This is a genomic window from Aeromicrobium sp. (assembly GCF_014378035.1).
GTDB lineage: Bacteria > Actinomycetota > Actinomycetes > Propionibacteriales > Nocardioidaceae > Aeromicrobium.
Genome location: NZ_JACMOM010000017.1, coordinates 1 through 25,751 on the forward strand (window position 1 = coordinate 1; position 25,751 = coordinate 25,751).

At 67.5% G+C, this 25,751-nt stretch carries 27 protein-coding genes, 1 tRNA gene and 1 other RNA gene; 19 read left to right on the forward strand and 10 right to left on the reverse strand.

What is annotated here, in order from left to right:
* Positions 1-301: cation transporter (locus tag H7290_RS00975; protein WP_290512148.1), on the forward strand; the 301-nt coding region annotated here is incomplete at its 5' end.
* A gap of 44 nt (positions 302-345) precedes the next feature.
* A complete protein-coding gene (locus H7290_RS00980; protein WP_290512149.1) occupies positions 346-774 on the forward strand; it encodes an HAD family acid phosphatase in 429 nt (142 codons plus the stop codon).
* Between the two features lie 7 nt (positions 775-781).
* Here H7290_RS00980 and H7290_RS00985 read toward each other — a convergent pair whose 3' ends face one another.
* Positions 782-1,087 carry a GNAT family N-acetyltransferase gene (locus H7290_RS00985; RefSeq protein WP_290512150.1) on the reverse strand — a complete coding sequence of 102 codons (306 nt, stop codon included), beginning with the start codon at positions 1,085-1,087 and terminating at the stop codon, positions 782-784.
* A gap of 105 nt (positions 1,088-1,192) precedes the next feature.
* Here H7290_RS00985 and H7290_RS00990 point away from each other — a divergent pair, with 105 nt between their 5' ends.
* Positions 1,193-1,708, forward strand: coding sequence for a DUF3145 domain-containing protein (locus H7290_RS00990; RefSeq protein WP_290512151.1), 516 nt, complete (start codon positions 1,193-1,195; stop codon positions 1,706-1,708).
* Positions 1,709-1,733: 25 nt separating this feature from the next.
* On the opposite strand, the gene H7290_RS00995 is transcribed toward H7290_RS00990, so the two are convergent.
* Entirely contained in the window at positions 1,734-2,573 is an 840-nt protein-coding gene (locus H7290_RS00995) for an acyl carrier protein (protein WP_290512152.1), read from the reverse strand.
* A 108-nt stretch (positions 2,574-2,681) separates the two neighbouring features.
* Between H7290_RS00995 and H7290_RS01000 the strand changes: the two genes are divergently transcribed.
* Entirely contained in the window at positions 2,682-3,641 is a 960-nt protein-coding gene (locus tag H7290_RS01000; protein WP_290512153.1) for an alpha/beta fold hydrolase, read from the forward strand.
* Here the strand turns inward: H7290_RS01000 and H7290_RS01005 are convergent.
* Positions 3,634-4,683 carry a phosphatase PAP2 family protein gene (locus H7290_RS01005; protein WP_290512154.1) on the reverse strand — a complete coding sequence of 350 codons (1,050 nt, stop codon included), beginning with the start codon at positions 4,681-4,683 and terminating at the stop codon, positions 3,634-3,636. The genes H7290_RS01000 and H7290_RS01005 overlap by 8 nt on opposite strands.
* 47 nt (positions 4,684-4,730) lie before the next feature.
* A complete protein-coding gene (aceE, locus tag H7290_RS01010; RefSeq protein WP_290512155.1) occupies positions 4,731-7,487 on the reverse strand; it encodes a pyruvate dehydrogenase (acetyl-transferring), homodimeric type in 2,757 nt (918 codons plus the stop codon).
* Between the two features lie 126 nt (positions 7,488-7,613).
* On the opposite strand from aceE, the gene H7290_RS01015 reads away from it, so the two are divergent.
* The 4 genes from H7290_RS01015 to H7290_RS01030 all read left to right on the forward strand — a co-directional run bounded on the left by H7290_RS01015 (position 7,614) and on the right by H7290_RS01030 (position 9,817).
* On the forward strand, positions 7,614-8,000 hold the full coding sequence (locus tag H7290_RS01015) for a DUF3052 domain-containing protein (protein ID WP_290512156.1): 387 nt from the start codon (positions 7,614-7,616) through the stop codon (positions 7,998-8,000).
* 77 nt (positions 8,001-8,077) lie between these two features.
* Positions 8,078-8,539 carry a peroxiredoxin gene (locus H7290_RS01020; RefSeq protein ID WP_290512157.1) on the forward strand — a complete coding sequence of 154 codons (462 nt, stop codon included), beginning with the start codon at positions 8,078-8,080 and terminating at the stop codon, positions 8,537-8,539.
* 163 nt (positions 8,540-8,702) lie between these two features.
* Positions 8,703-8,779: transfer RNA gene (locus H7290_RS01025), tRNA-Val, on the forward strand.
* 168 nt (positions 8,780-8,947) lie between these two features.
* Positions 8,948-9,817 carry an SGNH/GDSL hydrolase family protein gene (locus tag H7290_RS01030; protein ID WP_290512158.1) on the forward strand — a complete coding sequence of 290 codons (870 nt, stop codon included), beginning with the start codon at positions 8,948-8,950 and terminating at the stop codon, positions 9,815-9,817.
* Positions 9,818-9,846: 29 nt separating this feature from the next.
* On the opposite strand, the gene H7290_RS01035 is transcribed toward H7290_RS01030, so the two are convergent.
* Positions 9,847-10,257, reverse strand: a complete 411-nt coding sequence (locus H7290_RS01035; RefSeq protein WP_290512159.1) for a cyclic nucleotide-binding domain-containing protein — start codon at positions 10,255-10,257, stop codon at positions 9,847-9,849.
* A gap of 162 nt (positions 10,258-10,419) precedes the next feature.
* Here H7290_RS01035 and H7290_RS01040 point away from each other — a divergent pair, with 162 nt between their 5' ends.
* The 7 genes from H7290_RS01040 to H7290_RS01070 all read left to right on the forward strand — a co-directional run bounded on the left by H7290_RS01040 (position 10,420) and on the right by H7290_RS01070 (position 19,685).
* Entirely contained in the window at positions 10,420-11,988 is a 1,569-nt protein-coding gene (locus H7290_RS01040) for an adenylate/guanylate cyclase domain-containing protein (RefSeq protein WP_290512160.1), read from the forward strand.
* 35 nt (positions 11,989-12,023) lie between these two features.
* Positions 12,024-12,806: a putative protein N(5)-glutamine methyltransferase gene (locus H7290_RS01045; protein ID WP_290512161.1), complete on the forward strand. Its 783-nt coding sequence runs from the start codon at positions 12,024-12,026 to the stop codon at positions 12,804-12,806.
* Between the two features lie 86 nt (positions 12,807-12,892).
* Positions 12,893-15,034, forward strand: coding sequence for an ATP-dependent DNA helicase RecQ (locus H7290_RS01050; protein ID WP_290512162.1), 2,142 nt, complete (start codon positions 12,893-12,895; stop codon positions 15,032-15,034).
* Positions 15,035-15,099: 65 nt separating this feature from the next.
* Positions 15,100-16,233, forward strand: coding sequence for a Nif3-like dinuclear metal center hexameric protein (locus tag H7290_RS01055; protein ID WP_290512163.1), 1,134 nt, complete (start codon positions 15,100-15,102; stop codon positions 16,231-16,233).
* On the forward strand, positions 16,230-17,828 hold the full coding sequence (locus tag H7290_RS01060; protein WP_290512164.1) for an AMP-binding protein: 1,599 nt from the start codon (positions 16,230-16,232) through the stop codon (positions 17,826-17,828). The genes H7290_RS01055 and H7290_RS01060 overlap by 4 nt, the downstream gene beginning before the upstream one ends.
* A 4-nt stretch (positions 17,829-17,832) precedes the next feature.
* A complete protein-coding gene (locus H7290_RS01065; RefSeq protein WP_290512165.1) occupies positions 17,833-18,576 on the forward strand; it encodes a C4-type zinc ribbon domain-containing protein in 744 nt (247 codons plus the stop codon).
* The gene (locus H7290_RS01070) at positions 18,573-19,685 is read left to right on the forward strand and encodes a bifunctional RNase H/acid phosphatase (protein ID WP_290512166.1); all 1,113 of its coding nucleotides are present in this window, start codon (positions 18,573-18,575) and stop codon (positions 19,683-19,685) included. The genes H7290_RS01065 and H7290_RS01070 overlap by 4 nt, the downstream gene beginning before the upstream one ends.
* A gap of 21 nt (positions 19,686-19,706) precedes the next feature.
* Here the strand turns inward: H7290_RS01070 and H7290_RS01075 are convergent, their stop codons facing one another.
* Genes H7290_RS01075 through H7290_RS01085 form a run of 3 tightly spaced genes read right to left on the reverse strand, consistent with a single transcriptional unit; the run spans position 19,707 to position 22,176 of the window.
* Complete coding sequence (locus tag H7290_RS01075) at positions 19,707-20,471, reverse strand: peroxide stress protein YaaA (protein ID WP_290512167.1); 765 nt, start codon at positions 20,469-20,471, stop codon at positions 19,707-19,709.
* A 26-nt stretch (positions 20,472-20,497) separates the two neighbouring features.
* A complete protein-coding gene (locus H7290_RS01080; protein ID WP_290512168.1) occupies positions 20,498-21,577 on the reverse strand; it encodes an SLC13 family permease in 1,080 nt (359 codons plus the stop codon).
* Positions 21,578-21,597: 20 nt separating this feature from the next.
* Complete coding sequence (locus H7290_RS01085) at positions 21,598-22,176, reverse strand: TMEM165/GDT1 family protein (RefSeq protein ID WP_290512169.1); 579 nt, start codon at positions 22,174-22,176, stop codon at positions 21,598-21,600.
* Between the two features lie 263 nt (positions 22,177-22,439).
* On the opposite strand from H7290_RS01085, the gene rnpB reads away from it, so the two are divergent.
* Positions 22,440-22,895: RNase P RNA component class A (gene rnpB, locus H7290_RS01090), an RNA gene on the forward strand.
* A gap of 26 nt (positions 22,896-22,921) precedes the next feature.
* Here rnpB and H7290_RS01095 read toward each other — a convergent pair.
* On the reverse strand, positions 22,922-23,161 hold the full coding sequence (locus tag H7290_RS01095; RefSeq protein ID WP_290512170.1) for a hypothetical protein: 240 nt from the start codon (positions 23,159-23,161) through the stop codon (positions 22,922-22,924).
* A gap of 208 nt (positions 23,162-23,369) precedes the next feature.
* Between H7290_RS01095 and H7290_RS01100 the strand changes: the two genes are divergently transcribed.
* Positions 23,370-24,206 (forward strand): aldo/keto reductase, encoded by an 837-nt coding sequence (locus H7290_RS01100; protein ID WP_290512171.1) that lies wholly within the window; start codon positions 23,370-23,372, stop codon positions 24,204-24,206.
* Positions 24,207-24,221: 15 nt separating this feature from the next.
* Here H7290_RS01100 and map read toward each other — a convergent pair whose 3' ends face one another.
* Complete coding sequence (map, locus tag H7290_RS01105) at positions 24,222-25,070, reverse strand: type I methionyl aminopeptidase (protein ID WP_290512172.1); 849 nt, start codon at positions 25,068-25,070, stop codon at positions 24,222-24,224.
* 51 nt (positions 25,071-25,121) lie between these two features.
* Between map and H7290_RS01110 the strand changes: the two genes are divergently transcribed.
* Positions 25,122-25,334, forward strand: coding sequence for a hypothetical protein (locus H7290_RS01110; RefSeq protein WP_290512173.1), 213 nt, complete (start codon positions 25,122-25,124; stop codon positions 25,332-25,334).
* Positions 25,335-25,387: 53 nt separating this feature from the next.
* Positions 25,388-25,603 carry a hypothetical protein gene (locus tag H7290_RS01115; RefSeq protein WP_290512174.1) on the forward strand — a complete coding sequence of 72 codons (216 nt, stop codon included), beginning with the start codon at positions 25,388-25,390 and terminating at the stop codon, positions 25,601-25,603.
* Positions 25,604-25,751 lie beyond the last annotated feature (148 nt).

The window sequence follows — 25,751 nt, forward strand, 5'->3', positions numbered from 1 at the left end:
CGCCGTCTTCGTGACGATCGATGCGGCCAGGTCGCTGCTCGGTGACGGTGAGCCCCGCAGCTCCACGGTGGGCATCGTGCTGGCTGCGACCAGCCTCGCCGTCATGCCGGGGCTGTCATGGGCCCAGCGGCGCGCGGGTCGCGAGCTCGGATCGCGCTCAGCCGTCGCCGACTCCAAGCAGACGCTTCTCTGCACCTACCTGTCGGGCGTCCTGCTGGTCGGGCTGCTCATCAACAGCCTCTGGGGCCGGGGTTGGGCCGCGTGCAGTGGCGGCTGCTGCGTGCCCGCCGATCCGTCCTGACCGCAGGGTCGTCGTCGCGTCCCGGTGTGCGTCACAATCGGGGCATGCCTGATGCAGTGATCTTCGACATGGACGGCACGCTGTGCGACACCTCGGACATCGTGCACCTGATCGAGGGCGAGCAGAAGGACTACGCGGCCTTCCACGCCGCGTCGGCGGCCTGCCCTGCGCACGATGACGTCGTGGCAGCAGCCAAGGACCAGCGCGCCCAGGGGAGAGCGATCCTGGTCGTGACGTCTCGCGAGTTCATCTGGCGCGACCTGTCACTCGACTGGCTCGTGAAGCACGACATCGGCTACGACGCGCTCTACATGCGCATCGTCGGCGACTACCGCAAGGACGTCCTGGTGAAGAAGGACATCCTCAAACAGATCACGGACGACGGGTATCGGGTGCTGACCGCCTGGGACGACAAGCCCTCAGTCCTCGATCTGTGGCGGGAGAACGGCATCGAGGTGCACCCCGTCGGCTGAGAGGGCGTCAGAGCTCGAAGGTCGCGCGCTCGTCTTCAGGGACGAGCGCAACGAACTCAGGGTTGTCGCGAATGACCGGAGGGATGAACGGGCAGTACGGCAGCACCGTGCCGCCGCGGGAGGAGATCTCCTCGAGCGCCCCGTTGATGAGGGTGCGACCGATGCCGCGGCCCTCGAACTGCGGGTAGACGCGGGTGTGCGGGAGGGCGTACTCGTTGCCGTCCTTGCGGTAGTCGACGAATCCGGCGAGCTCACCGTCGACCGTGATCTCGAAGCGCGAATCGGCCGCATTGTCGTGCACGGTGGTCTTCATCCGACATTCCCCTTTTGATGGATGTTGTCTGCAGGCGCAAAGATGCGTCACAATGGTCTCAGGTGCACCCAAGACGCTGGGGAAGGCGACACTAGGGAGGCACCGATGAACAAGTCTTCGCCGACGACCCCGACCAGGGGTGTGCTCTTTGTGCATTCAGCCACGTCCGCACTCTGCCCTCATGTCGAGTGGGCCGCTGCTGGCGTGCTCGGCGGCACGCCCGACTTCGCGTGGGTGCCGCAGCTCGCCGAGCCCGGCAGCTACCGCGCCGAGCTGTCGTGGCAGGCGCCCGCCGGCACTGCCGCGGCGATAGCCCCAGCGCTGCGTGGCTGGGAGCAGCTGCGCTTCGAGGCCACCGAGGAGCCGACGTCGTGCACCGAGGGCGCGCGCTACTCGTACACCCCTCGGCTCGGCATCTTTCACGCCATGACGGGCTTGCATGGTGACGTGTTGATCCCCGAGGACCGCATCAAGGCCTTCAGGGTCAAGGTCGCGCTCGGCGAGGTCGACATGGACACAGCGCTCGACGGGCTTCTGGGCATGGCCTGGGACTCCGAGCTCGAACCATTCCGGCACGCCGGCGAAGGTGCACCCGTGCGGTGGTTGCACCAGGTCATCTAGGGCCCGGTCATCCGGCCACGTTGATCTAGCCGATGGTGACGGTAGCCGCCGGCGACACCTTGCCGGACTCCTTGGCAAGCATCCGGAACTTCCGCTTGCCGGTGCGCGAGGTGTAGATCTCGGTCTTGTACTGGCCGCCCGCGCGGGTCGTGGTGTCGATCGGGAACTCGTCCCACTCGCCGCCGGGATCCTTCACCTGCACCTGCAGGAGCGCGTTCTCTCCGAGGGCCGGGAATGCACCCTGCAGGACGAACCGCTCACCGGGCGAGACGTTTTCGCTCGACACGGTCAGGGTCGGATCGGGGTCGACCGTGCCGCTGGTGCTGGTCGTCGGCGGGGGAGTGGGGGTTGCTGAGGGGGTCGCCGACGCGGTCGCAGGTGTCGACGGCGCCGAGACCGGCGGCAGGTCGACCGACCCGAGGCCCGTCGCGGTGACGAGGGCAGCACCGCCAAGGCCCAGGGTCGCTCCGACGATGCCGCCGACGATCGCGAGCGCAAGCACCAGCTGGGCCACTGCGCCGTTGTTCTTCCTCTGCGCTGCGGTGGCGGACCGGTTTGCCAAGGCTGACGGCGGGGTGCGGGTCGACGGCGCCCCCACGGAGGTCGCCCCACGGGGAGGCACGGAGCCGTCGTGTCGCACGACGGCTTTGATCGCGTCATCGACGGTCACGAGCCCGTCGATGGTGTCGTCGGACAGGTAGACGCCGAAGCGGCGTCCTAGCTCCTCACCGACCTCGACGATCGTGAGCGAGTCGGTGCCGAGGTCTTTGAGACGCGCCTCGGGCACGACATCGTCTGCGGGACAGCCCACGACACGGACGAGGATGTCCGTGAGCTCTTGGCGGACTGACGCTGCGGCGGGCACGGGGCAAGTCTATGGCGTGACTCACGGAGACATGACGGGTGCCGAGGATCACGCGAACCGGCACCGGGTTCATGGGCGCCCTGGACCGTTGCGCCGTAGAATAGGCCGATGGAAAGCGTCGGGGACGTTCAGTACGTCGTTGTGCACGGCTACCGTCGAGCGTTCCGCATCTCCGGGTCCGGGCCCGCGCTTCTTCTCCTGCACGGCCTGGGTTGCGACTCATCGACGTGGGTCGACGTCATCCCGACCCTGGCTGAACACTTCACGGTCATCGCTCCCGACCTGCTCGGGCACGGCGAGTCCGACAAGCCCGACGCCGACTACTCACTCGGTGGGTACGCCAACGGCATGCGGGACCTCCTGACGATCCTCGGCATCGACAAGGCCACCGTCGTCGGTCACAGCTTCGGTGGCGGTGTCGCGATGCAGTTCGCCTACCAGTTCCCCGACCGCACCGAGCGAGTCGTGCTGGTGTCGACCGGCGGGCTCGGTCGCGAGGTCACGCCCCTCGTCCGGTTGCTGACCATCCCCGGCAGTGGCGCCGCCCTCGCCGTCGCCACCTTCCGTCCATGGAGGCCGTTGGTCGCCGGCGGCATGCGGGCGCTGTCGAGAAGCCCCCTCAGCGCCACGCGTGACCTCGATGAGGTTGCCCGTATCTACGAGACCCTTGCCGACCCAGCCACCCGCAAGGCCGTGCAGCGGGTCACGAGCCACGTCCTCAACTGGCGTGGGCAGTTCGTCACCATGACCGATCGAAGCTACCTCGCCCGGATGATGCCCGTGGTGGTGATCTGGGGTCGCCACGACATGGTCATTCCGGCATCGCACGCCGACTTCGCGCCCACCCAGGTGTCAGACGTGCACGTGCTCGAGGATGCTGGGCACTTCCCGCACAAGGACCACCCCGCCGAGTTCTGCCGCATCGTCGAGGAGTTCATCGCAGCCAACGAGCCAGCCACCTACCATCGCGGCAAGTGGCGCGCACTGCTGCGTCGGGGCGATCAGTTCGAGCTCGAGAGCGTCGATCCTCTCGGCCCCGCGCTGGGAGGCGTCCCGCAGATCAGCTAGCGGGCTCGACGGCCGGCTCGACGTCCGTCGCGGGTGGCAACAGCTCTTTCTCACGTCGTCGCCGCTGCCACTTGGTGTTTCCGGTGGCCCACGCCCCGATCACCACGGCCGCCCAGCCGATGAAGGCGCCGGCCACGTCGTCGGCCAGGTAGTGCCAACCGAAGTAGATGGTGGCCAGGACGACGAGTCCCAGGTAGACCCACGCGACGGTCTGGACGAGTTTGCGCTGCTTGGTCAGGCGCAGGAACAGGCACGCGGAGACGACGACCGACACGTGCAGGGACGCGAAGCCCGCGATCCCATAGGTGCTCCCACCGGAGGGGTCGTCGTAGAAGCGTGTTGCCGCATGGAACAGGCCGCGTTGGAGGGTCGCTGCGCTGGTGTCGGGGAGGTCGGTGAACATCGACTGCTGGACGAACGCGGGCCCGAGAGTCGGCACGGCGTAGTAGCTCACGACCCCGAGCACCCAGTTCAGGCTGAGGGCTGTGGCGTACCAGGCGCCGACCGACACGTCCTTGCCCCACACGAGAAACGCCCCGAGAGTGAGGGGGATGAGCGGCAGGTAGGCGACGTAGATGATCGAAAGCACCTGCGCCGAGACACCCGTTCCCAGCAGGTTGTGGAGCACGGGTGCGGGGTTGTGCCCGAAGAACAAGAAGTAGTCGATGTCGAGCATCTGCTTGTCGAAATGCACGTTGCGCACCACGGGCAGGTCGCTCTTCAGGTTGCGATAGCTGACGTAGCAGACGTAGAACGAGATCAAACCCGTCGCGATGTAGAGGACCCGCTTCCAGCTCCACTCCTCGCGGACGATGCGACGGGCTTCGTGCACCGCACCGCGCACGCCGGCGCGCTTGAGCGCGACGGGAATGACGCCCACTGCGAAGAACAGCAGTCCGATGAACGGGAGGCGGATATAGGCCGGACCGAGAAAGCCGTCGGGGTCGCGAAGCGGCACATTGAGGCGCTGCGAGAAGATGATCGCGGTGAGCCCCACTGCGACGGAGAGACACACCGCAAAGGTGTAGGGCCAACGACGCATGTCGGACATCTTAGGTGAGTTACCTGAGAGCCCGTTGTGCGTGCGCCTCAGGCGTCGCCCCCAACTTGCGTGACGTTGGACACGGCGGTGGGGTCGTCGATGCGGAACCGGGTGAATGCCTCGCGGACGACGTCCGGTCGGATGGAGCCCTTCTGCGCCAGGCTCTGCAGCACTGCCACGACGATTGACTCGGCGTCGACCTGAAACGTCCGACGTGCCGCAGCGCGGGTGTCGGCGAACCCGAATCCATCTGTTCCGAGCGACTGCCACGGACCGGGGACCCAGCGGGCGATCTGGTCGGGCACGGCGCGCATGTAGTCGCTGACCGCGACGGTGACGGCAGACTGGTCCATCAGCTTCACCGTGATGTAGGGCATGCGGCTGTACTCACCGGGATGGTTGAGGTTCCATTTCTCGGCGGACACCGCGTCGCGGGCCAGCTCGTTCCACGACGTCACCGACCACACGTCGGCGGCGACACCGTAGTCGGCGGCCAGGATCTCCTGAGCCTTGAGTGCCCACGGCAGCGCCACGCCTGACGCCATGACTCGGGCCGTGACGTCGCCGTCAGCGGCCTTGCGGTAGACGTAGGCACCCTTGAGGATGCCCTCGACGTCAACATTCTCGGGCTCGGCCGGCTGGTGGATGGCCTCGTTGTAGACGGTGAGGTAGAAGATGATGTTCTCGCCGTGCGGGAAGCTCTCGGTCGAGCCGTACATGCGCTCGAGACCGTACTGCACGATGTAGCTGATCTCGAACCCGTAGGCCGGGTCGTAGTGCACGACCGCGGGGTTGGTCTGGGCGATCAGTGGTGAATGTCCGTCGGCGTGCTGCAGGCCCTCGCCGGTGAGCGTCGTACGTCCAGCGGTGGCACCGACGAGGAAGCCGCGGGCGAGCTGGTCGGCCATGGCCCAGATCGAGTCGGCGGTGCGCTGGAACCCGAACATCGAGTAGAAGAGGTAGACGGGGATCATCGGCTCGCCATGGGTGGCGTAGGCGCTGCCGACGGCAGTGGCCGACGACATGGCGCCAGCCTCGCTGATGCCCTCGTGCAGCAGCTGTCCCTGCTTCGACTCCTTGTAGGCCATCAACAGCTTGCGGTCGACCGAGTCATAGTTCTGACCGGCCGGGTTGTAGATCTTGGCCGAAGGGAACATCGAGTCCATGCCGAAGGTGCGGTACTCATCGGGCGCGATCGGGACGATGCGCTGACCGATCTCCGGGTCCTTCATGAGGTCACGGAGCAGACGGACGAAGGCCATCGTGGTGGCGATCTGCTGCTTGCCTGAGCCCTTCTTCAGCTCGTCGTACATCGAGTCGTCCGGCAGCTTGATCGCCGTCGGGTTGACGATGCGTTTGGGCAGCGACCCCCCGAGGGCGTCGCGCCGTGCCTTCATGTACTGGATCTCCTCGGAGTCCTCGCCCGGGTGATAGAACGGCGCGATGTCGCTCCCGTCGATCTGCTCGTCGGACACCGGGATGGCGAGGCGGTCGCGGAATCCCTTGAGGTCGTCCTTCGTGAGCTTCTTCATCTGGTGTGTCGCATTGCGTCCGGCGAACGACTCCAGGAGCCAGCCCTTGATGGTGTGGGCGAGGATGACGGTCGGCTGGCCGGTGTGCTTCTGCGCCGCGTCGAACGCCGCGTAGACCTTGCGGTAGTCGTGGCCACCGCGGGGGAGGCGCTCGATCTCCTCGTCGGTCAGGTGCTCGACCATGGCGCGCAGGCGCGGGTCGGAACCGAAGAACGTCTCCCGGTTGTAGGCGCCCGACTCGACCGACAACGACTGGAACTCCCCGTCGGGGGTGCGGTTCATCTCGTTGACGAGCACGCCATCGGTGTCGCGGGCCAGCAGATCGTCCCACTGACGTCCCCACACCACCTTGATGACGTTCCAGCCGGCGCCGCGGAAGTACGACTCGAGCTCCTGGATGATCTTGCCGTTGCCACGCACGGGGCCGTCGAGCTGCTGCAGGTTGCAGTTGATGACGAAGGTGAGGTTGTCGAGCTCTTCGCGCGCGGCGACGCCGATCGCGCCGAGCGACTCGGGCTCGCCCATCTCGCCGTCACCGAGGAACGTCCAGACGTGCTGCTGGCTGGTGTCCTTGATGCCACGGTTGTGCAGGTAGCGGTTGAAGCGGGCCTGATAGATGGAGTTGATCGCGCCGAGCCCCATCGACACCGTGGGGAACTCCCAGTAGTCGCTCATGTGGCGCGGGTGCGGGTAGGACGACAGACCGTTGCCCTCGCCGTGCGAGTGCTCCTGGCGGAACCGGTCGAGCTGCGTCTCCGTGAGGCGTCCCTCGAGGAATGAGCGGGCATAGATGCCGGGGGCAGCATGGCCCTGGAAGTAGATCTGGTCGCCTCCGCCGGGGTGGTCCTTGCCGCGGAAGAAGTGGTTGAAGCCAACCTCGTAGAGGCTCGCCGCCGACTGGTAGGTCGCGATGTGGCCACCGACACCCAGGCCGGGGCGGTTGGCGCGCGACACCATCACGGCAGCGTTCCAGCGAATGTACGAGCGAATTCGTCGTTCGATGGCTTCGTTGCCCGGGAACCACGGCTCGCGCTCCGGCGGGATGGTGTTGATGAAGTCGGTGCTGAGCAGCGCCGGCACGCCGATGTTCTGCTCGCGGGCGCGCTCGAGAAGCCTGAGCATCACGTAGCGCGCGCGGCTCCGACCACCGTTCTCGATCATCGAGTCCAGCGAGTCGATCCATTCAGATGTCTCGTCGGGATCGATGTCAGGCAGCTGGGTCGGAAGACCTTCGTGGATGACGGGGGGGCGTTCGGCGCCGGATTGCGGCATGTTGACTCCTGTGTGTCTTGTGGACCCCTCCATCATTCCATCTCGGGTTCGCTACTGTGATACCGGCAACAGTGCTGACAAACCTACTTTCGAGTAGGTTTTCGACAAACGTAGGGAGACATCGCGGTGGACGCGGGCAAGTTGGGCTTCGGTCCTGACACCGTCATCCAGGAACTTGGCTGGGATGAGGACGTCGACGAGGAGCTCCGCGTCGAGATCGAGCGTCATACCGGGAACAATCTGGTTGACGGCGATCACGGCGACGTCGTCGACGGGGTGATCGTCTGGTGGCGCGACAAGGACGGCGATCTCGTCGATGCTCTGGTCGACTCGTTGCAAGATCTCGTCGAAGGTGGCTCGGTCTGGTTGCTCACCCCCAAGGTGGGACGATCCGGCTACGTTCCCGGCGCCGACGTGGTCGAGGCGGCACCCATCGCGGGTCTCTCCACCACGACGTCGTCATCGGCATCGGCAGAATGGGCAGCCACCCGGTTGACGGCTCACAAACGCTGACCGCGGCTGTCGACTGGCCGCCCGACGTTGCCTCACCACCCGGGGCGCTTGCGCCGTGATATCGGTACGGTTGCCGGGTGACTCTTGACATTGGCTCCGCAGCGCCCGACTTCGTCCTCAAGAACCAGCATGGCGAGGACATCTCGTTGTCGTCGTACCGCGGCGACAAGAACGTCGTGCTGGTCTTCTTCCCGTTCGCCTTCAGCGGCATCTGCACCGGCGAGCTGTGCGAGATCAGGGACAACCTCGACGAGTTCGTCACCGATGGCGTGGAGGTGCTCGCGATCTCCTGCGACCACTTCTTCTCCAATCGGGCGTTCGCCGATCGCGACGGTTACACGTTCTCGATCCTCAGCGACTTCTGGCCGCACGGCGACGTGTCACGGGCCTACGGCACGTTCAACGACGGTGCGGGCGCACCCAACCGCGGCACGTTCATCATCGACCGCGAGGGAGTTCTGCGGTGGCAGGTCGTCCACGGCATCGGTGAGGCCCGCAACCTGTCGGACTACCGCGCCGCCCTGGCTGAGATTTCGTGACATCTTCCGCAATTTTGCTGCGCTGAGACCCGTCCATGAGGTTTGATATTTGTGCTGCGGCTGCCAGGGACCCGAGACCTTGGCAGCTGCGGCATCTTTGTTTGGACGGCTTTGACGAATGCGGGGCGGACCTCGCGACTGCGGTAGTCTGCCCTGATTCTGAGGGCGAATAGCTCAGTTGGTTAGAGCATCCGGTTTACACCCGGAAGGTCGGGGGTTCGAGTCCCTCTTCGCCCACCACGCACGATCATGAGGACCGCAGCGAGGGCGGGGGCTCCGGGTGGACCGGCGCGCGCGTCCTGCCTCGCCACCGGCAGCCCGCTGCCCACCGTGACACCCGGCCGGCGTCACCTGTCAGGGACATCCTCGTTGGTGAGGTCACACGACTCACGAGAACAAAGGAATCAGATGCGCCGCACGATTGTCGCTGTCATGATTGCGGGCATCGCGATCGCCGGCACCAGCACCAGCACCGTCACCGGCGCGTCTGCGGCGTCGGAGCCCGCTCCGCTCCAGTACGTCGCCATGGGCGATTCCTACAGCGCCGCGTCAGGAGTGCTTCCGCTCGACCCCACGGCGTTCGTCGGATGCCTGCGGTCGACCCGCAACTACGGACACGTGATCGCCAAGAATCTGGGCGCCCGGCTGACTGACGTCACCTGCGGTGCTGCTGACACGAGCCACTACTTCACGTCGCAGTACCCGGGTGTGGCTCCGCAGCTGGACGCGTTGTCGAGGATCACTCAGCTCGTCACGATGACGATCGGTGGCAACGACAGCGGAGTGTTCATCAAGGCGATCTTGTCGTGCGGTTCGGCCGGCGTGCTGTCGCTCGGGCAGGGCAGTCCATGCAAGAACCAGTACGGCGACTCGTTCGAGAAGACCGTGCGGACGACGACATACCCGTCGCTGGTCAAGGCACTCACGGCGGTCCACCAGCGGGCGCCCCGAGCCAGAGTCGCCATCATCGGCTACCCCTGGATCCTGCCGGCCACCAAGGGCTGTTTCCCCCTGGTGCCGGTCGCTACGGGTGACGTGCCTTACGTCCGCAGTGTGCAGGCGACGCTGAACGACGCCGTCGAGCGTGCGGCGGCCGCCACCGGCACGACGTACGTCGACCTGAGCAACGTGTCGGAGGGTCGTGACGCTTGCAAGCCGATCGGCACTCGATGGGTCGAGCCGGTGCTGGCGGGGACGAACCCTGTCATCCTTCACCCCAACGCACTCGGCGAGGCGGCCATCGCGGCACGGGTGACCCAGACGCTGAAGCTCCGCTGACCCGTGCATGCCGATCGACGACAGTCGCGTCAGTCCGACTCGAGGCGGGCCTCCGCCATCGAACGCAGCGTGTCGGCGAACTTCGCGTCGTGCGCCAACACCTTTTGGAGGGCCTCGTCGCCGAGGCGGAGGGCTGTGATCGGTGTCGAGGCGACGACCGACGCATTGCGCAGGCGATGGTTGACCAGAGCGATCTCCCCGAACACCGCTCCGGGGCCGAGGTTGGCGAGGACCTCTCCGTGCTTCCGGATGTCGACGGTGCCCTCGAGGATGATGTACGCAGAGTCCGCGGGCGTCGTCTCCATGATGATCGACCAGCCGGCGGGGATGTGCACCGTCGTGCCGGCCGTGACGAGTGTTCTGACGAGTGCCTCGTCGAACCCGGTGACGTGTGTCAGACGATCGACGACCTCGGGGTCAGCCTTTGGCTTGCGAAGCATGGGGGAGTTTCCCTTCTACAGCGGCGTGGGAGCGCCGGTGGGTGATGACGTGTTTCGCCACACCGTAGCGACAAATCACCACCACTTTGTGAGAGTCTCCCGGAAACCGCTGCGAAACATCGTGGCTCGTCATCACCACTGCAAGTCCGAAAGGGAGCCGACGTGGCAACTGCGCACCGTCTGAGCGGCGAGTGGTTGCTCGGTCCGCACGACCAGCCGATCGATCGTCTGAGGGTGCGGGTACAAATTCTCCTCACCACCTTGCTGATTGTGACGAACGTGGTGGGTGCGGGCATCGTCTTCGGGCTCACGTTCCTGATCACTCCCGGCGGCGGCCCGAACCCCCAGTACCTCAATGCCCTGGTCATCGCGGTACCCGTCTACGTCGCTGCGGCGGTGGTGATCGGGGCCAGCCTCGTGACGGTGAGTGCCCTGCGCACCCTGCGCTGGGCCTTCAGCGACCAGGTGCCCACGCCCGAGCAACGCCGCACCGCGCTGCGCCTCCCGTGGCGGATGACGGTGATCCAGTCGGGCCTGTGGTTCAGCGCCGTCATCCTGTTCACCTCCATCGCAGCCTTCGAGCAGCCTCAAGCGACCCTCAGCGCCGCGTTCGCCGTGAGCATCGCCGGGCTCGTGGTGAGTGCCATCGCCTACCTGATCACCGAGTTCGCCCTGCGTCCCGTCGCCGCCCGTGCGCTCGCCGGACGGGCGGACACCGACGAGCTCGGTGCGGGGGTCGAGCGGAGGATGGTGGTGTTCTGGGGCCTGGGCACGGCGGCCCCGGTGCTCGGTCTGGTCGTCGCGGCGGTGCTCTCGCTGACCCGCCACGAGCTCAGCACCGACCGGTTGTCGTATGTCGTCCTGGGTCTCGCCGCGGTGGTGCTGATGTTTGGTCTGCTCGTCACGGTGCTGAACGCGCGCGCCGTCGTGGCGCCCATCGCGTCAGTCCAGGCCGCACTCACCCGGGTGGGTGAAGGCGATTTCGACGTCGAGGTGCAGGTGGACGACGGCACCGAGCTGGGACTCCTGCAGTCAGGGTTCAACGAGATGGTGCAGGGCCTCCGTGAACGGGAGCAGATCCGTGACCTCTTCGGCAAGCACGTGGGCGAGGCGGTGGCGACGGCCGCCACGACCGGAGGCGTCGAGCTCGTTGGTGAGACCCGTGTGGTGTCCGTGCTGATGATCGACCTCGTCGGGTCCACGACATACGCGGCTGCACGGGAGCCGAGCGAGGTCGTTGGCATGCTCAACCGGTTCTTTGCCGTCGTCGTGGAAGAGGTCGATCGCAGGGATGGCCTGGTCAACAAGTTCATGGGCGACGCAGTACTGGCCATCTTCGGTGCTCCGGTCGACCTGGAGGACCACGCTGGAGCTGCACTGTCCGCAGCGCGCGTGATTGCGGGACGCATCGCGCAGGAGATGCCTGACATCGGCGCCGGCATCGGAGTGTCGACGGGGCAGGCGGTTGCTGGCAACGTCGGGCACCGGTCCCGCTTCGAGTACACGGTGATCGGCGACGCCGTGAACGCGGCGGCGCGACTCACCGAGCTCGCCAAGGACGTCGCGGGCGGGGTGCTCGTGTCGTCGGTCAGCGTCTCCGAGGCGCAGCCGCAGGAGCGGATGCACTGGGTCTCGGACAGCAGCCCGGTCCTGCGCGGCCGTGCCGACCCGACCCCGACCTCGCGTCTGGCACAGACGGCACCTCGCGGCCCCCGGGGTGACGACAGCTGAGACCCCTGCCGGTGGGGTCGGCCTACCATCAGCGGGTGGACAGCCAGCGGGTGCGCGACGGCGTGGTTGCCCGGCTTCGTGCGTCGGGCAGCGTGTTCGCCGAGGAGGAGGCTGATCTGTTGATCGCCGAGGCTGGCTCTGCTGCGGAGCTTGAATCGTTGATCGAGCAGAGGATCGTCGGGGTCCCGCTCGAGGTCATCGTCGGGTGGGCGGAGTTCTGCGGCCGGCGCATCGGCGTCGAACCGGGGGTGTTCGTGCCTCGCCGGCGCACCGAGCTGCTGGTCGCCGAGGCGCCCGCGCCCGCGGGCGCCGGGCCCGTGGTCCTCGATCTGTGCTGTGGCACGGGGGCGGTGGGGGCCGCGATCCATGCAGGCATGGCCGGGGTGACGCTCCACGCTGCGGACATCGATCCGGCAGCTGTGCGGTGCGCGAGACGCAACCTCGAGCCGCTCGGTGCACTCGTGTTCGAGGGCGACCTGTTCGCACCACTGCCCCGGACGTTGCGCGGCACGGTCGACCTGCTCGTGGTCAACGCGCCGTACGTCCCGACCGACGCCATCGCACTGATGCCCCCCGAGGCGCGGGTGCACGAGGCCCGGGTCGCCCTCGATGGTGGAGGGGACGGCCTCGACATCCATCGTCGCGTGGCCGCCGGGGCGCGCGACTGGCTTGCGCCCGGCGGGCACCTGCTGATCGAGACGAGCCGGCAACAGGCGTCCCGTACGGCCGAGGCCTTCGCCGACGGAGGTCTGGCTCCCCGCACGGTGAGCTCGCAGGAGCTCGACGGGACGGTCGTGGTCGGGGCTGCGGCCTCGTGAAGCTGCACCGTGACGTCGCGATCGTCCGTCCACAGGTCGGTGCGACGCACGTCCGCGATGTCGGAGGCGGCTGACACGATGGCGGCATGACCACGACGACGAGCACGGCCTCCGATGCCACGACGGCACTACGACGCCTGACGGGGCGAGACGACGCGGTGTTCCATGAGGGTCAGCTCGAGGCCATCGAGGCGCTCGTCGACGACCATCGCCGTGCGCTCGTCGTGCAGCGCACGGGTTGGGGCAAGTCGGCGGCCTACTTCATCGCCACCCTGCTGCTGCGGCAGCGCGGAGCCGGACCGACCCTGCTGGTCTCGCCGCTGCTCGCGCTGATGCGCGACCAGGTAGCCGCGGCCGAGCGGGCCGGCGTGCGGGCAGTCGCCATCAACTCCGCCAACCCCCAGGAGTGGAAAGACACCCGGGCCAAGCTGGCAGCCGACGAGGTCGACGTCCTGCTGGTGTCGCCGGAGCGACTCAACAACCCGCGATTCCGTGACGAGCAGCTGCCCGGCCTCATGGCGCGCATGGGCATGCTGGTCGTTGACGAGGCGCACTGCATCTCCGACTGGGGCCATGACTTCCGACCCGATTACCGCCGCCTTGCCGAGCTGATCACCCAGCTGCCCGACGACCTCCCGGTTCTTGCCACGACAGCCACCGCCAACGCGCGCGTGGTCACAGACGTCGCCGAGCAGCTCGGTGCCACCGGCCCCGACTCTGCCGTCGTGACGATCCGTGGTTCGCTCGCCCGCACGTCCTTGCGGCTCGGGGTGCTCACGTTGCCCACCTCACGAGACCGTCTCGGCTGGCTGCTGAGCCACCTCGGAGAGCTGCCCGGCAGCGGCATCATCTACTCCCTCACGGTGTCGGCTGCCGACGACACGGCTCGGCTGCTGCGCGACGCCGGGCACGCCGTGCACTCCTACACCGGACGCACCGATCCCGAGCAGCGCGAGCAGTACGAGCGCCAGCTCAAGGACAACGAGGTCAAGGCGCTCGTGGCCACGAGCGCCCTGGGGATGGGGTTCGACAAGCCCGATCTCGGTTTCGTCATCCACCTCGGCGCACCCTCGTCGCCGGTGGCCTACTACCAGCAGGTTGGCCGTGCCGGACGTGCCACCGACAACGCCGACGTGCTGCTGCTGCCGGGCACGGAGGACCAGGACATCTGGCGCTACTTCGCCACGTCGTCGATGCCCGACGAGGTGCGTGCCGCTGCTGTCATCGGAGCCCTCGACTCCGACAAGCCGCTGTCCACACCGGCGCTCGAGGCGCGGGTCAACCTCCGCCGCACTCCGCTCGAGCTGCTGCTCAAGGTGCTCGATGTCGACGGGGCGGTACGCCGGGTCACGGGCGGATGGGTCTCGACGGGCGAACCTTGGACGTACGACCGCGAACGATACGAACGCATCGCCGAGTCGCGGACGAACGAGCAGCAGTCGATGCTCACCTACGAGCGGTCGTCGGCGTGCCGCATGGAAATGCTGCAGCGCGACCTCGACGACCCCACCGCCGCCCCCTGTGGGCGCTGCGACAACTGCACCGAGCCCTGGTACTCCTCTGCGGTCAGCGCCGGTGCCACCCAGACCGCATCGAGCTCGCTCGACAAGGTCGGCACCGAGATCGAGCCACGCGGCCAATGGCCCACAGCAGCGGGACGGCTGGGGGTCGAGGTCGACGGCGCGCAGGTCAAGGGCAAGATCGCCGAGGGTGAGCGGTGCGAGCCCGGCCGCGCGGTCGCGCGGCTCACCGATCTCGGTTGGGGTGGAGTGCTCCGCGAGCTGTTCGCCGCCGACGGTGCCGGGGACGCGCCGATCAGCGACGAGCTGCTCGGCGCGTGCGTGCGGGTGCTCAAGGACTGGGGTTGGGCCGAGCGTCCCGCCGCGGTCGTGAGCATTCCTTCCCGCTCCCGGCCCCAGCTGGTCGACTCCCTGGCACGCGGTATCGCCCGCATCGGCCGGCTCGACGATCTCGGCTCACTCGACCTTCTCGGCGAGGGAGCGCACGGGGGGCCGGGCGGCAACAGCGCCTACCGGCTGGCCGACGTGTGGGGCACCTTCGGTGTGAGCCATGACCTGGCCTCCGGTCTGGCGGCGCTCGGGGGCAAGCCGGTGCTGCTGATCGACGACCGGGTCGACAGCCGGTGGACGATGACGGTGGCCGCCCGCGAGCTTCGCCGTCACGGTGCCGGTTCGGTGCTGCCCCTCGCGCTCGCCATCGTCGCCTGACATCCACACGATGACGCAGGTGCACATGATCATGCAGGTGCCGGGGCCGTCGATAGAGTGCACAGATGCCCACGCTGCGTGACATCGTCGCTGTCCTTGACGGTCTCTACGATCCCCGCTGGGCCGACAGCTGGGACGCGGTCGGCACCGTCGCCGGCGACCCGGACGCAGGCGTCAAGAAGATCCTGCTCGCGGTCGACCCGGTACAGGCGGTCGTCGAGGAGGCGGTCAGCTGGGGCGCTGATCTCATCGTCACGCACCACCCCCTGTGGCTCAAGGGCGTCACCTCGGTTGCCGCGACATCACCCAAGGGGCGGGTCGTCCACACGCTGATCAGTCACGGCATCGGGCTGCACACCTGCCACACCAATGCCGACTCCCCGCCGCTGGGTGTCTCCGAGTCGATGGCACTGGCGCTGGGCCTCACCGGCATCCGTCCGCTCGAGTCCGACCCGGCCGCACCCGTCGACAAGTGGATCGTGTTCGTGCCCCACGCAGATGCCGATGCCGTCGCCGACGCGATGCACGAAGCCGGGGCAGGCGCCATCGGTGCCTACGACTCCGTGATCTTCCGCTCGACGGGCGAGGGGTCGTTCCGGCCGCTCGACGGAGCCAAGCCGGTCATCGGCGGGGTCGGCAAGGTCGAACAGGTGCCCGAGACGAGGCTCGAGCTCGTCGCCGACCGTCGGCTGCGCGCACAGGTGCGGGCCGCCGTCATCGCCGCGCACCCCTACGAAGAGGTGGCCTACGACGTCCTCGAAACTGCCGACCGCGATTCCGATCGTGGCAGCGGTCGCATCGGGACGCTCGCGGCCGAGATGACCCTCCCCGACTTCGCGTCGCACGTGGCCCGCAGCCTCCCCGGCCATCACAGCGCGACGAGGGTGGCTGGCGACCCGACGAGGACGATTCGCACGGTCGCGTTGTGCGGAGGCTCAGGTGACTTTCTGCTCGCCGCCGCCGACGCGGCCGGTGCAGACGTCTACGTCACGTCTGACCTCAAGCACCACCCGGTCAGCGAGCACCTCGAGAAGCCTGGAGCGTGCGCCGTCATCGACGTCCCGCACTGGGCGGCAGAGTGGACGTGGCTGCCGGTCGCCGCCGACGCGCTGGCCGGGCGACTCCCTACCGTTGAGCTCAGGGTGTCGACCATCGTCACCGATCCTTGGACCGACGCCTTGGTCGGGGGGCAGGCATGAGGCGCACGGGGCAGCTTGTCGAAGCGGGCCGCGCGGGTGCGGGCATCGCCTGGGACAGCGGCCTCATCCGGCCACTCGCGCCCACGACCCTGGGTCGCATGGCGAGTGCGGGGCTGCGGCACGGGCCGGCAGCATCAGCACTGCTGGGGCTGGCCGCCGCACGGTGGCCATCGCGCACCTGCATCATCGACGACGACACATCGTTGACCTTCTCGCAGGTCTACGTGCGAGCGGGGCGCCTCGCGGGTGCGCTGCGCGCACGCGGCGTCTCGCGCGACAGCAGGGTCGGTGTCATGTGTCGCAACCATTGCGGATTTGTCATTGCGAGCTTCGCCTCCATGTGGACCGACGCCGACCTGGTGCTCCTCAACACCGACTTCGGCGGCGCACAGCTTGGCGGAGTCGTGGCGAGCGAGGAGCTCGACGTACTGATCTTCGACTCGGAGTTCTCCGGCGTGGTCGCCGCTTCCGGGTTCACCGGCCTCGCGCTGATCGCCGATGCCGATGCCACCGGCCCGGGAAGCACCTCCGAGCTCGAGGAGGAGCGGCGCTCCGCACCACGTGGTGGTGGACGCCACGGACGTCTGGTCATCCTCACGTCAGGCACCACGGGTGCGCCCAAGGGTTCGAAGCGCGAGCCCGAAGCCGTGGGCGCGATTGCCCCGATCAGCTCGTTGCTGCGGTCGATCGGGTTGCACAGCGGCGACACCGTGCTCATCCTGCCGCCGCTGTTCCACGGGTTCGGGCTGGCCTACCTGCTCATGGCGCTGACGTTCGGCTGCCCCGTCGCCGTCGTGCGCCGGTTCGACGCCTCCGACGTGCTGCAACGGGTCGAGCGCGACCGGGTCAATGTGTTGTTCTCGGTGCCGGTGATGCTCAGCCGCCTCCTCGACGTCCCACCGGATGAACGGGCACGCTTCGACCTGTCGACCCTGCGAGCGGTCCAGTCAGGAGCGGCACCCTTGTCGGCCGATCTGGCGAGCAGATTCATGGACGAGTTCGGTGACGTGCTGCACGACGTCTACGGGTCGACCGAGACCGGCTGGTCGACGATCGCCAATCCGGACGACCTGCGCCGTGCGCCGGGCACTGTGGGCCGGCCGCTCCGGGGGGTGTCGGTACGCATCCTCGACGGCGACGACGAGCCGGTTGGCCAAGGCGAGGTCGGTGTGGTCTTCGTCGACAGCGGCATGACGGCTCCCGACTACACCAACGGCGGGGGCAAGCGCGTCGTCGACGCACACGTCAGCACCGGCGATCTGGGCCATCTCGACGAGTCCGGCCGGTTGTTCATCGATGGTCGCGACGACGACATGATCGTGTCGGGCGGTGAGAATGTATTCCCCTCCGAGGTCGAGAATCTCCTCGAATCGCAACCTGCGATCCGCGAGGCCTACGTGCTCGGCGTCGCCGACGACGAGTTCGGTCAACGGCTGCGAGCCTTCGTCGTGCTCGACGTCGGGGCAGAGCTCACTTCTGCCGACGTCCGAGCATTTGTGCGTGATCGGCTGGCACGCTACAAGGTGCCCCGCGACGTCGAGTTCGTCGAGGCTCTCGAGCGGACAGTGACTGGCAAGGTGAAACGGGTACGGTAGACAGGTGAAAGCCGACCCCACCGCACAAGCAGCCCTGCTCGACCTGCAAGCTCAGGACTCCGCGCTTGCCCAGTTGGAGCATCGTCGCAAGTCGTTGCCCGAGCATGCCCAGATCCAAGAGCTCCAGTCACGAGCGGACGAGGTCGACGGCGCACGCATCGAGGCCGACACCGAGGTGTCAGACCTGACCAGTGCCCAGAAGAAGGCCGATGCCGAGGTCGAGCAGGTCAAGGCCCGCCGCACACGCGACGAAGAACGCCTCAGCTCTGGCGCCATCAGCAATCCCAAGGACCTCGAGAGCCTGCAGCACGAGCTCGTCGCTCTCGAACGACGCATCGGCAGCCTCGAGGAAGACGAGCTCGAAGTCATGGAGTCGCTCGAAGAGGCCCAGACGCGACTCACGTCGTTGCAAGCTGACCTCGCTGACATCGCCGCCAGGCTTGAGCACGCGACGGCAGCCCGCGTGGTGGCGGTCACCGTCATCGACGAGCAGAGCGCCGCCACCCAGGCCGATCGCGATCGGGTCGCGGCCACCGTGCCCGACGACCTCATCGCCCTCTACGACAAGGTCCGAGGTCAGTACGGGGGCCTTGGTGCTGCGGCTCTCAGGGCGCGCCGCTGCGAGGGCTGCCGTCTCGAGCTCAACGGGGCCGACCTTCGCGAGCTGGCTGCGGCACCGGACGATGATGTTCTTCGCTGCCCCGAGTGCACCCGCATCCTGGTGCGCACGCCCGAGTCAGGGCTGTGACCTCGCGCGTCATCATTGAGGCAGACGGCGGATCGCGCGGCAACCCGGGCCCTGCGTCGTACGGTGCGCTGGTCCGTGACGCCGACACCGGCGTCGTCATCGCCCAGAGGGGTGTGACGATCGGTGTCGCCACGAACAACGTCGCCGAGTACAGCGGCCTGATCGCCGGGCTCGAGCTCGTGCGGGAGCACGCGCCCGACGCCCAGGTCGAGGTGCGCATGGACTCCAAGCTCGTCATCGAGCAGATGGCTGGCCGGTGGAAGATCAAGCACGCTGACATGCGGCCGCTCGCGCAGCAGGCTCAGCGACTCGTCCCCCCGGGGGTCACGTGGACGTGGGTCCCGCGCGAGCGCAACAAGGCTGCCGACGCCCTCGCCAACGCAGCACTCGACGATCAGCGCGACGGCGGCTCGGGTCACGTTTCCGAGGCCGCACCGACCAGGCGGAGCAAGCCGGCAGCTGCCGCGTCGTCAACGGGCTGGGGTGGCCGCGCCGGTGAGCCGACGACCGTCATCCTCCTGCGCCACGGCGTCACCGAGTCGACCGAGCGCAAGCTGTTCTGCGGCACTGGGGGAGCAGACCCCGGACTCACCCAGACCGGCGAGGAGCAGGCCCGACGCGCCGCTGCGTGGCTCTCCCGTCTGGGCGGGGTTGACGCCATCGTCGCGTCGCCGCTGCAGCGCACGCGTGAGACCGCGGCCATCGTGTCGGCCGAGCTCAGCATCGAGGTGGGCCTGGAGGCCGGCTTCACCGAGGCGTCGTTCGGCGACTGGGACGGTTACTCGTTCGCCGAGATCCTCCAGAAGTGGCCGTCGGAGATGAGCGCGTGGCTGGGCTCCACGGCAGTCGCCCCGCCCGGCGGCGAGACGTTCGACGCGGTGCACACCAGGGTGAGCGAGGCGCGCGGGCGCCTGCTGCAGGCGCACCCGGGCCGCACCGTGGTCGTGGTGAGCCATGTGACCCCCATCAAGATGATGGTCCGCCAGGCCCTCGATGCGCCGATGCGCTCGATCTACCAGATGGAGCTGTCGCCGGCATCCATCAGCACCATCAGCTGGTGGCCTGACGGCAATGCCTCGCTGCGCACGTTCAACACCGTCCCCGACTGAGGCGTCTAGAACGCTGAGCGCTCAGACCTCCGAGACGATGACGTCCAGGCGTTGGCCCTCGCGCTCGATGGTCCACCCGAGGTCGGCGAGCACGGCGTGCAGGTCGTCGACGGAACAGGGTTCGGCGCCGGAGTCGAGCAGCCCACGAACGATGCGTCCTTTCGTGGCCTTGTTGAAGTGACTCACGACCTTGCGCTCACCGCGGTGCTCGTGGAGCACCCGCATCGTGGCGGTGCTTTCCGCCAGGTCAGGTGGTGGCTTGCCGAGCGCGGTGTACGTGCCCGAGCGGAGGTCGACCAGCAGGCCGTCGCCGGTGACCTCGCGCATGACGCGGGGGAGTGGGGTGCGCCACCGGCCGGCCACGGTGCCGAGCCGTGGCAGCGAGACTGCGCCGGACAGTCGGTAGGCGGGGATGAGGTCGTGCGGACGCAGCAGGCCGAACAGTGCGCTGGCGATGGCCAGCGACCCATCGGCTCGACTGCGTGCGGCCGGGTCGAGGCTCGGCAGGTCGAGGCTTGAGAACAGCACTCCGGTGTAGATCGCATCAGCCCGAGCACACGGTTCCTCGGTGAGCGCGGCGTTGGTGGTGATGGCCTCCGCCTGCGTGGCGCCCAGCCCGAGCACGTCCATGGCGCGTCGCGACCGGCCGTTGCACAGCGTGACGAGAGCACGGAGCAGCTGCCGGCGAGCCGGCGTCAAGCTGCTGAACGACAGTGCTTCGAGGTCGAGAGGTGCTCCGGAGACCGGCCGGGTCTTGCCCTCGGAGGGCGGGAGCAGGATCAGCACGGACCGACCCTATCCGGGCGCGTGCGTCACCAGATGAGCGACGTCCACGCCCACAACACAGTCGTGCAGATCACGACGATCGCTGGCGTCGTGGCCACCCCGAGCAGGTGGAACTCGCGCACAGAGGACATCGCCTGCCCACCGGACCGGCGCCACAACAGGTTGGCCAACGATCCGATCAGGGTGAGGTTGGCGCCGACGTTGACGCCGATCAGCAGGGCGAGGACGGGAGCCGGTCCTGCCGCTGCTGCGGCCGGCAGCAGGAGGAGGGTCGCCGGCAAGTTGTTGACGACGTTGGCCCCCGCCATCGCGATGAACGCCGTCAGAAGCAGCGCACCGAGACCAGCTCCCGCAGGCATGACGTCGTCGAACCACTCACCGACCTGCGTCGTGCCGAGCCACGCGACCAGAGCGGCCCACACCAGCACCAGCACCGCGAGGGGCAGGTTGGCGGCCTTCAGCAGGTTGCTCCATGTCGTCCGGTGCCGTACGAGTGCGTAGCCGCCCACCAGGATGGCGCCCGCCGCCGCCGGGACCCACGGCGTCGTGCCACTGGCAAGGGCGAGCAGGACGACGATGACGACGGCGAGCGGGAACAGCGGGAGGGCGTACGCCTCGCCGCGCGGGCCTGCGGGTGGTTCCCGGAGCTCGACGCGGAACCACCAGCGCAGGACGCCATACTCGGCGACGATCGCCACCAGCCAGACCGGCAGCATGGCCCAGGCGAACCCGACGAACGTCAGGCCGGTGGAACCGAAGACCAGCAGGTTGGTGAGGTTGGAGACGGGGAGAAGGGTCGACGCGGAGTTGGCGAGGCGCACCGAGGCATAGGCATGGGCTCGATGCGGACGGGTGGCTGAGACGGAGGCGGCGATCAGGACGGGCGTCAGCAGCACGACGGTGGCGTCCAGGCTGAGCACGGCGGTGACTGCGGCGGCGAGTCCGACGCTCCACGCGAGAAGCCGGGTGCTCGAGCCGCCAGCGACACGGGAGACGCGTTCGCCGAGGACGTCGAACAGCCCTTCGTCGGCGCATCCCTGCGCGAGCACCATGATGGCGACGAGGAAGGCGACAATGGCCGCGAGCGACCCGACGTCATGCACCACGAGCAGAACCTATCGCGGCGTCAGAACAGTCGCGCGCCCTCGGCGATCAGCAGCACCCCAAAGACCACAAACGCAGCGGTCGCCGCGATCCGGATGACCTTCTCGGGAAGGTGCCGGCCCAGCGTGGCGCCGACGACGATGGCGAGCGCATCGGCGGCAACCATGCCGACGGTGCTGCCGATCCACGTGCCGAGCCAGCCCTCCTGGGTGGCGAGCGTGATGGTGGCGAGCATCGTCTTGTCGCCCAGCTCGGCCAGGAAGAACGCCGCTCCCACCGCGACGATCGCCGCACCTTGACTGACGTTCGCCTTGCCGGCCTCATTGTCGCTGAGCTCGTCGCCGCGCCACGTCCATGCCGCGAACAGCAGGAAGGCGATGCCGGCGACGATGGAGATGGTGTGTTGGCTCTCGGCAAACCTGTCGCCCACGAAGGCGCCGATGCCGACCGACGCAAGGTGCACGACTGCGGTCGCGATCGTGATGCCGATCAGGACGTCACGCATCCGGTAGCGGGTCGCGAACGTCAGCGCCATCAGCTGGCTCTTGTCGCCGAGCTCGGCCACGAAGATCACGACGGTGCTGAGCAGGAAGGCGTACACGGCGAAGGCTCCTCGTCCACCTGGACGAAGAGCCTGAAGTGACAAGCCTTCGACCAGACGTGTCAATGACATTGTCTGATCGAAAGTCTCGTCCGCCACCGTGCTGCAACGTCGCGAGCAAGGTGGCCTGCTGCACCGGACACCTCAGAACGTCGAGGCGTCAGTATGTCGACGCAACCGTTGGGGACTACTCCCTTTCGAACCTCCAGCATATCGGATGGTCACCGGGTGTTCGAATCCAACGGTAGGATCAGGTTTGCGAATGAGTCGGCCGGGCGGCCGCGGCGCTCCACCGCAAGGTGGCAGGCGTCGAGGAAAGTCCGGACTCCACAGAGCAGCGGTGGTGGCCAACAGCCACCCACGGTGACGTGCGGGACAGTGCCACAGAGATCAGACCGCCAGCGGCCTTCGCCTGATCGTGGACGAGCACGCTCGCTCACGGCGACGGCGAAGGTGCGGGTAAGGGTGAAACGGTGAGGTAAGAGCTCACCAGCGCTCCGGGAGACCGGGGCGGCTAGGTAAACCCCACCGGGAGCAAGACCAAGAGGACACCGTTCCGTTTCGACGGAGCGGGGTCTGCGCTGACGGGCTGCTCGTCCAATGTCAGCGGGTAGGTTGCACGAGGCGCACAGCGATGTGCGTCCCAGATGGATGGTCGCCCGGGCCGGCGATGTGAATCGGTGGCCCGACAGGATCCGGCTTACAGGCCGGCTCATTCGCCCCACACCGCCCGTCAAGAGATCAGTCAGGAAACCTCGGCTAGGTGCAGCGAGTGCTGCACGGCCCTCGGGTCGTGCTCCCAGGCGATCTCGCGCACGATGTCGACCACGTCAGGATCGTCGGTCTGGATGACGACGGTGAGATGGCATTCCTGCATTCCCACTGGGTCCTGGAGGGTCACGTGATCCATGCTGCTGAGCGCCGCAACGACCGTGGCGTGCGCTGTGACGCTGCTCATCTCGATGTTGATGACGACCTGATGCATACGGCCCTCCTTGGTGGGGTACACCGACAGGAACGAGGGCCGCGCTGGAAAGTTAGCCGGAATCCGTGAGCAGATGATCGTCTCGCGGAGGTGTCGAGCGTCTTTCCCTCGGGATGTGCCCCAGTAGCCTCACGAGTATCGTCGAAAGGGCAGGCCCGCCGCGCGTTGGCTGAGGCCGCCACCCATTCCGAGCCACAGGAGCAGAGCCATGACGACAGTGCCCAACATCAGCCTCAACAACGGAGTCGAGATCCCGCAGCTCGGGTTCGGCGTGTTCCAGATCGAACCCGATGAGACCAAGGACACGACCCTCGCGGCACTCGAGGTTGGCTACCGCCACATCGACACGGCGCAGATGTACCAGAACGAGAAGGGCGTGGGTGAGGCAGTCGCCGCCTCTGACCTCGACCGCTCCGAGATCTTCGTGACGAGCAAGCTCAACAACGGGTTCCACGCACACGACGACGCCCTCAAGGCATTCGACGCGTCGCTCGGCGAGCTGGGTTTCGACTACCTCGACCTGTTCCTGATCCACTGGCCGCTGCCGGGCATCGACGTTGATTTCGTCGAGACCTGGAAGGCCCTCGAGGAGATCTACCGCTCGGGCCGGGCACGAGCCATCGGGGTCTCCAACTTCCAGCCGACGCACCTGCGCCGCCTGATCCAGGAGAGCGACATCGTGCCGGCGATCAACCAGATCGAGGTGCACCCCTACCTGACGCAGGATGACGTCCGCGCTGTTTGCGCCGAGCACGGAGTGGCCGTCGAGGCGTGGTCGCCCATCGCCCAGGGACTGGTGCTCGACAACCCCACCATCACTGGTATCGCGGCCGAGCAGGACAGGACACCGGCTCAGGTCGTGCTGCGCTGGCACATCCAGCGGGGCGACATCATCTTCCCCAAGTCCGTGACCCGCAGCCGGATCGAGGAGAACTTCGCACTCTTCGACTTCGAGCTGCCGCCCGGCGACATGGGCCTCATCTCCGCACTCAACAAGGACGAGCGCACGGGCCCCAACCCGGACGAGTTCAACTACATCCCCTGATTCGCAGGAGCTGCGTCAAGGCAGGGTCAGGATTTCCGCGCCCCCGGCGGTCACGAGCAGCGTGTGTTCGAACTGTGCTGTTCGTGACCCGTCCTGGGTCGACGCCGTCCATCCGTCGTCCCACATGTCCCACTCGACCGATCCGAGTGTCAGCATCGGCTCGATCGCGAAGGTCATGCCCTCCTCGATGACGGTGTCGTAGGACGGGTCGTCGTAGTGGGGGACGACGAGTCCGTCGTGGAAGGCCGGCCCGACACCGTGGCCGGTGAAGTCACGCACCACGCCGTAGCCGAACCGTCGGGCGTACGACTCAATGACCCGACCGATCACATTGATCTCCCGCCCCGGCTTGACGGCGCGGATCGCGCGCATCGTGGCTTCGAGCGTCCGTTCGACGAGCAACCGCGACTCGTCGTCGACGGTACCCACGAGGTAGGTCTTGCTCGTGTCGCCGTGCACCTCGCCGATGAAGGCGGTGATGTCGATGTTGACGATGTCGCCGTCCTCGAGCGGCCTGTCGTCGGGGATGCCGTGGCAGATCACCTCGTTGACGCTGCTGCAGAGCGACTTCGGATAACCGCGGTACCCGAGGGTCGACGGGTAGGCGCCCTGTGACACGAGGAAGTCGTGGCCGACGCGGTCGAGCTCGTCGGTGGTGACGCCCGGGACGATGGCCGCCTCGACGGCATCGAGCGCCTGTGCGGCGATGCGGCCGGCGATGCGCATGCCGTCGATCGTGGCCGCATCCCGCACGAATGGGCCGCGATAGGGGAGCGGGGCGATCTGTCCGACGTACTCGGGGCGTTCGATCGAGCCGGGTACGGAGCGTTCGGGGGACAGGCGGCCGGCGGTCAGGAGAGTCACTCCGCGAGTTTAGGGTGCGCGCCCGAACTCGGGCTGAGGCAGGATGGGGCCATGAGCGACGCCAAGTTCTACTACTGCCTCGTCCACAAGTCCGTCGAGAGTGAGGACGGCTGCAAGGCCGCCGACCGGATGGGACCCTACGACACCTCCGCTGAGGCGTCGCGTGCGCTGGAGACCGCAGCCGAGCGCACCAAGTCGTGGGACAACGACCCCGACTGGAACGACGACAAGGCGCCTCCAGCTCCTGACCCGACCAAGGAATGAGTCGGAGGAAGCTTCAGCCGCAACGCTCCGGTCCGTGGATCGGCGTCGCGGGGATGTTCATCGTCCTCTGGTATGCCATCACCAGTGTTCTCTACGCGCCGTGGTGGGGAGTCGTGCTGAGCCTCGCGCTCATCGTGCCGGAGGCCATGCTGTTGGCTCGATGGGCGCGCACGAAGCCCGTGTGGTGCGTGGCAGTGCCCCTCATCGGCGCACTGCTGAATGCGGGCCTTGCCTACGTCGGCGCCACCTTCTGGGGCTGGGGGCGCTGACCCGTTCGCGCCAGTCCCGCCCGCGCTGGCAGTGACACTGTTGCGGTTTGGGTCGGCGTGTCGCCTCAAGAGCGTCACTCCCAGCGCGGGCGGGGGTGGGTGAGCGCGGGGGTGGGTGAGGTCAGCTGTCGAAGGAGTGTTCCGCGGC

Coding starts and splice junctions, on each gene's coding strand:
- H7290_RS00980 (WP_290512149.1), top strand. CDS start 346: ATGCCTGATGCAGTGATCTTCGACATGGACGGCACGCTGTGCGACACC.
- H7290_RS00985 (WP_290512150.1), bottom strand. CDS start 1,087: ATGAAGACCACCGTGCACGACAATGCGGCCGATTCGCGCTTCGAGATC.
- H7290_RS00990 (WP_290512151.1), top strand. CDS start 1,193: ATGAACAAGTCTTCGCCGACGACCCCGACCAGGGGTGTGCTCTTTGTG.
- H7290_RS01000 (WP_290512153.1), top strand. CDS start 2,682: ATGGAAAGCGTCGGGGACGTTCAGTACGTCGTTGTGCACGGCTACCGT.
- H7290_RS01005 (WP_290512154.1), bottom strand. CDS start 4,683: ATGCGTCGTTGGCCCTACACCTTTGCGGTGTGTCTCTCCGTCGCAGTG.
- aceE (WP_290512155.1), bottom strand. CDS start 7,487: ATGCCGCAATCCGGCGCCGAACGCCCCCCCGTCATCCACGAAGGTCTT.
- H7290_RS01030 (WP_290512158.1), top strand. CDS start 8,948: ATGCGCCGCACGATTGTCGCTGTCATGATTGCGGGCATCGCGATCGCC.
- H7290_RS01035 (WP_290512159.1), bottom strand. CDS start 10,257: ATGCTTCGCAAGCCAAAGGCTGACCCCGAGGTCGTCGATCGTCTGACA.
- H7290_RS01050 (WP_290512162.1), top strand. CDS start 12,893: ATGACCACGACGACGAGCACGGCCTCCGATGCCACGACGGCACTACGA.
- H7290_RS01055 (WP_290512163.1), top strand. CDS start 15,100: ATGCCCACGCTGCGTGACATCGTCGCTGTCCTTGACGGTCTCTACGAT.
- H7290_RS01060 (WP_290512164.1), top strand. CDS start 16,230: ATGAGGCGCACGGGGCAGCTTGTCGAAGCGGGCCGCGCGGGTGCGGGC.
- H7290_RS01095 (WP_290512170.1), bottom strand. CDS start 23,161: ATGCATCAGGTCGTCATCAACATCGAGATGAGCAGCGTCACAGCGCAC.
- H7290_RS01100 (WP_290512171.1), top strand. CDS start 23,370: ATGACGACAGTGCCCAACATCAGCCTCAACAACGGAGTCGAGATCCCG.
- H7290_RS01110 (WP_290512173.1), top strand. CDS start 25,122: ATGAGCGACGCCAAGTTCTACTACTGCCTCGTCCACAAGTCCGTCGAG.
- H7290_RS01115 (WP_290512174.1), top strand. CDS start 25,388: ATGTTCATCGTCCTCTGGTATGCCATCACCAGTGTTCTCTACGCGCCG.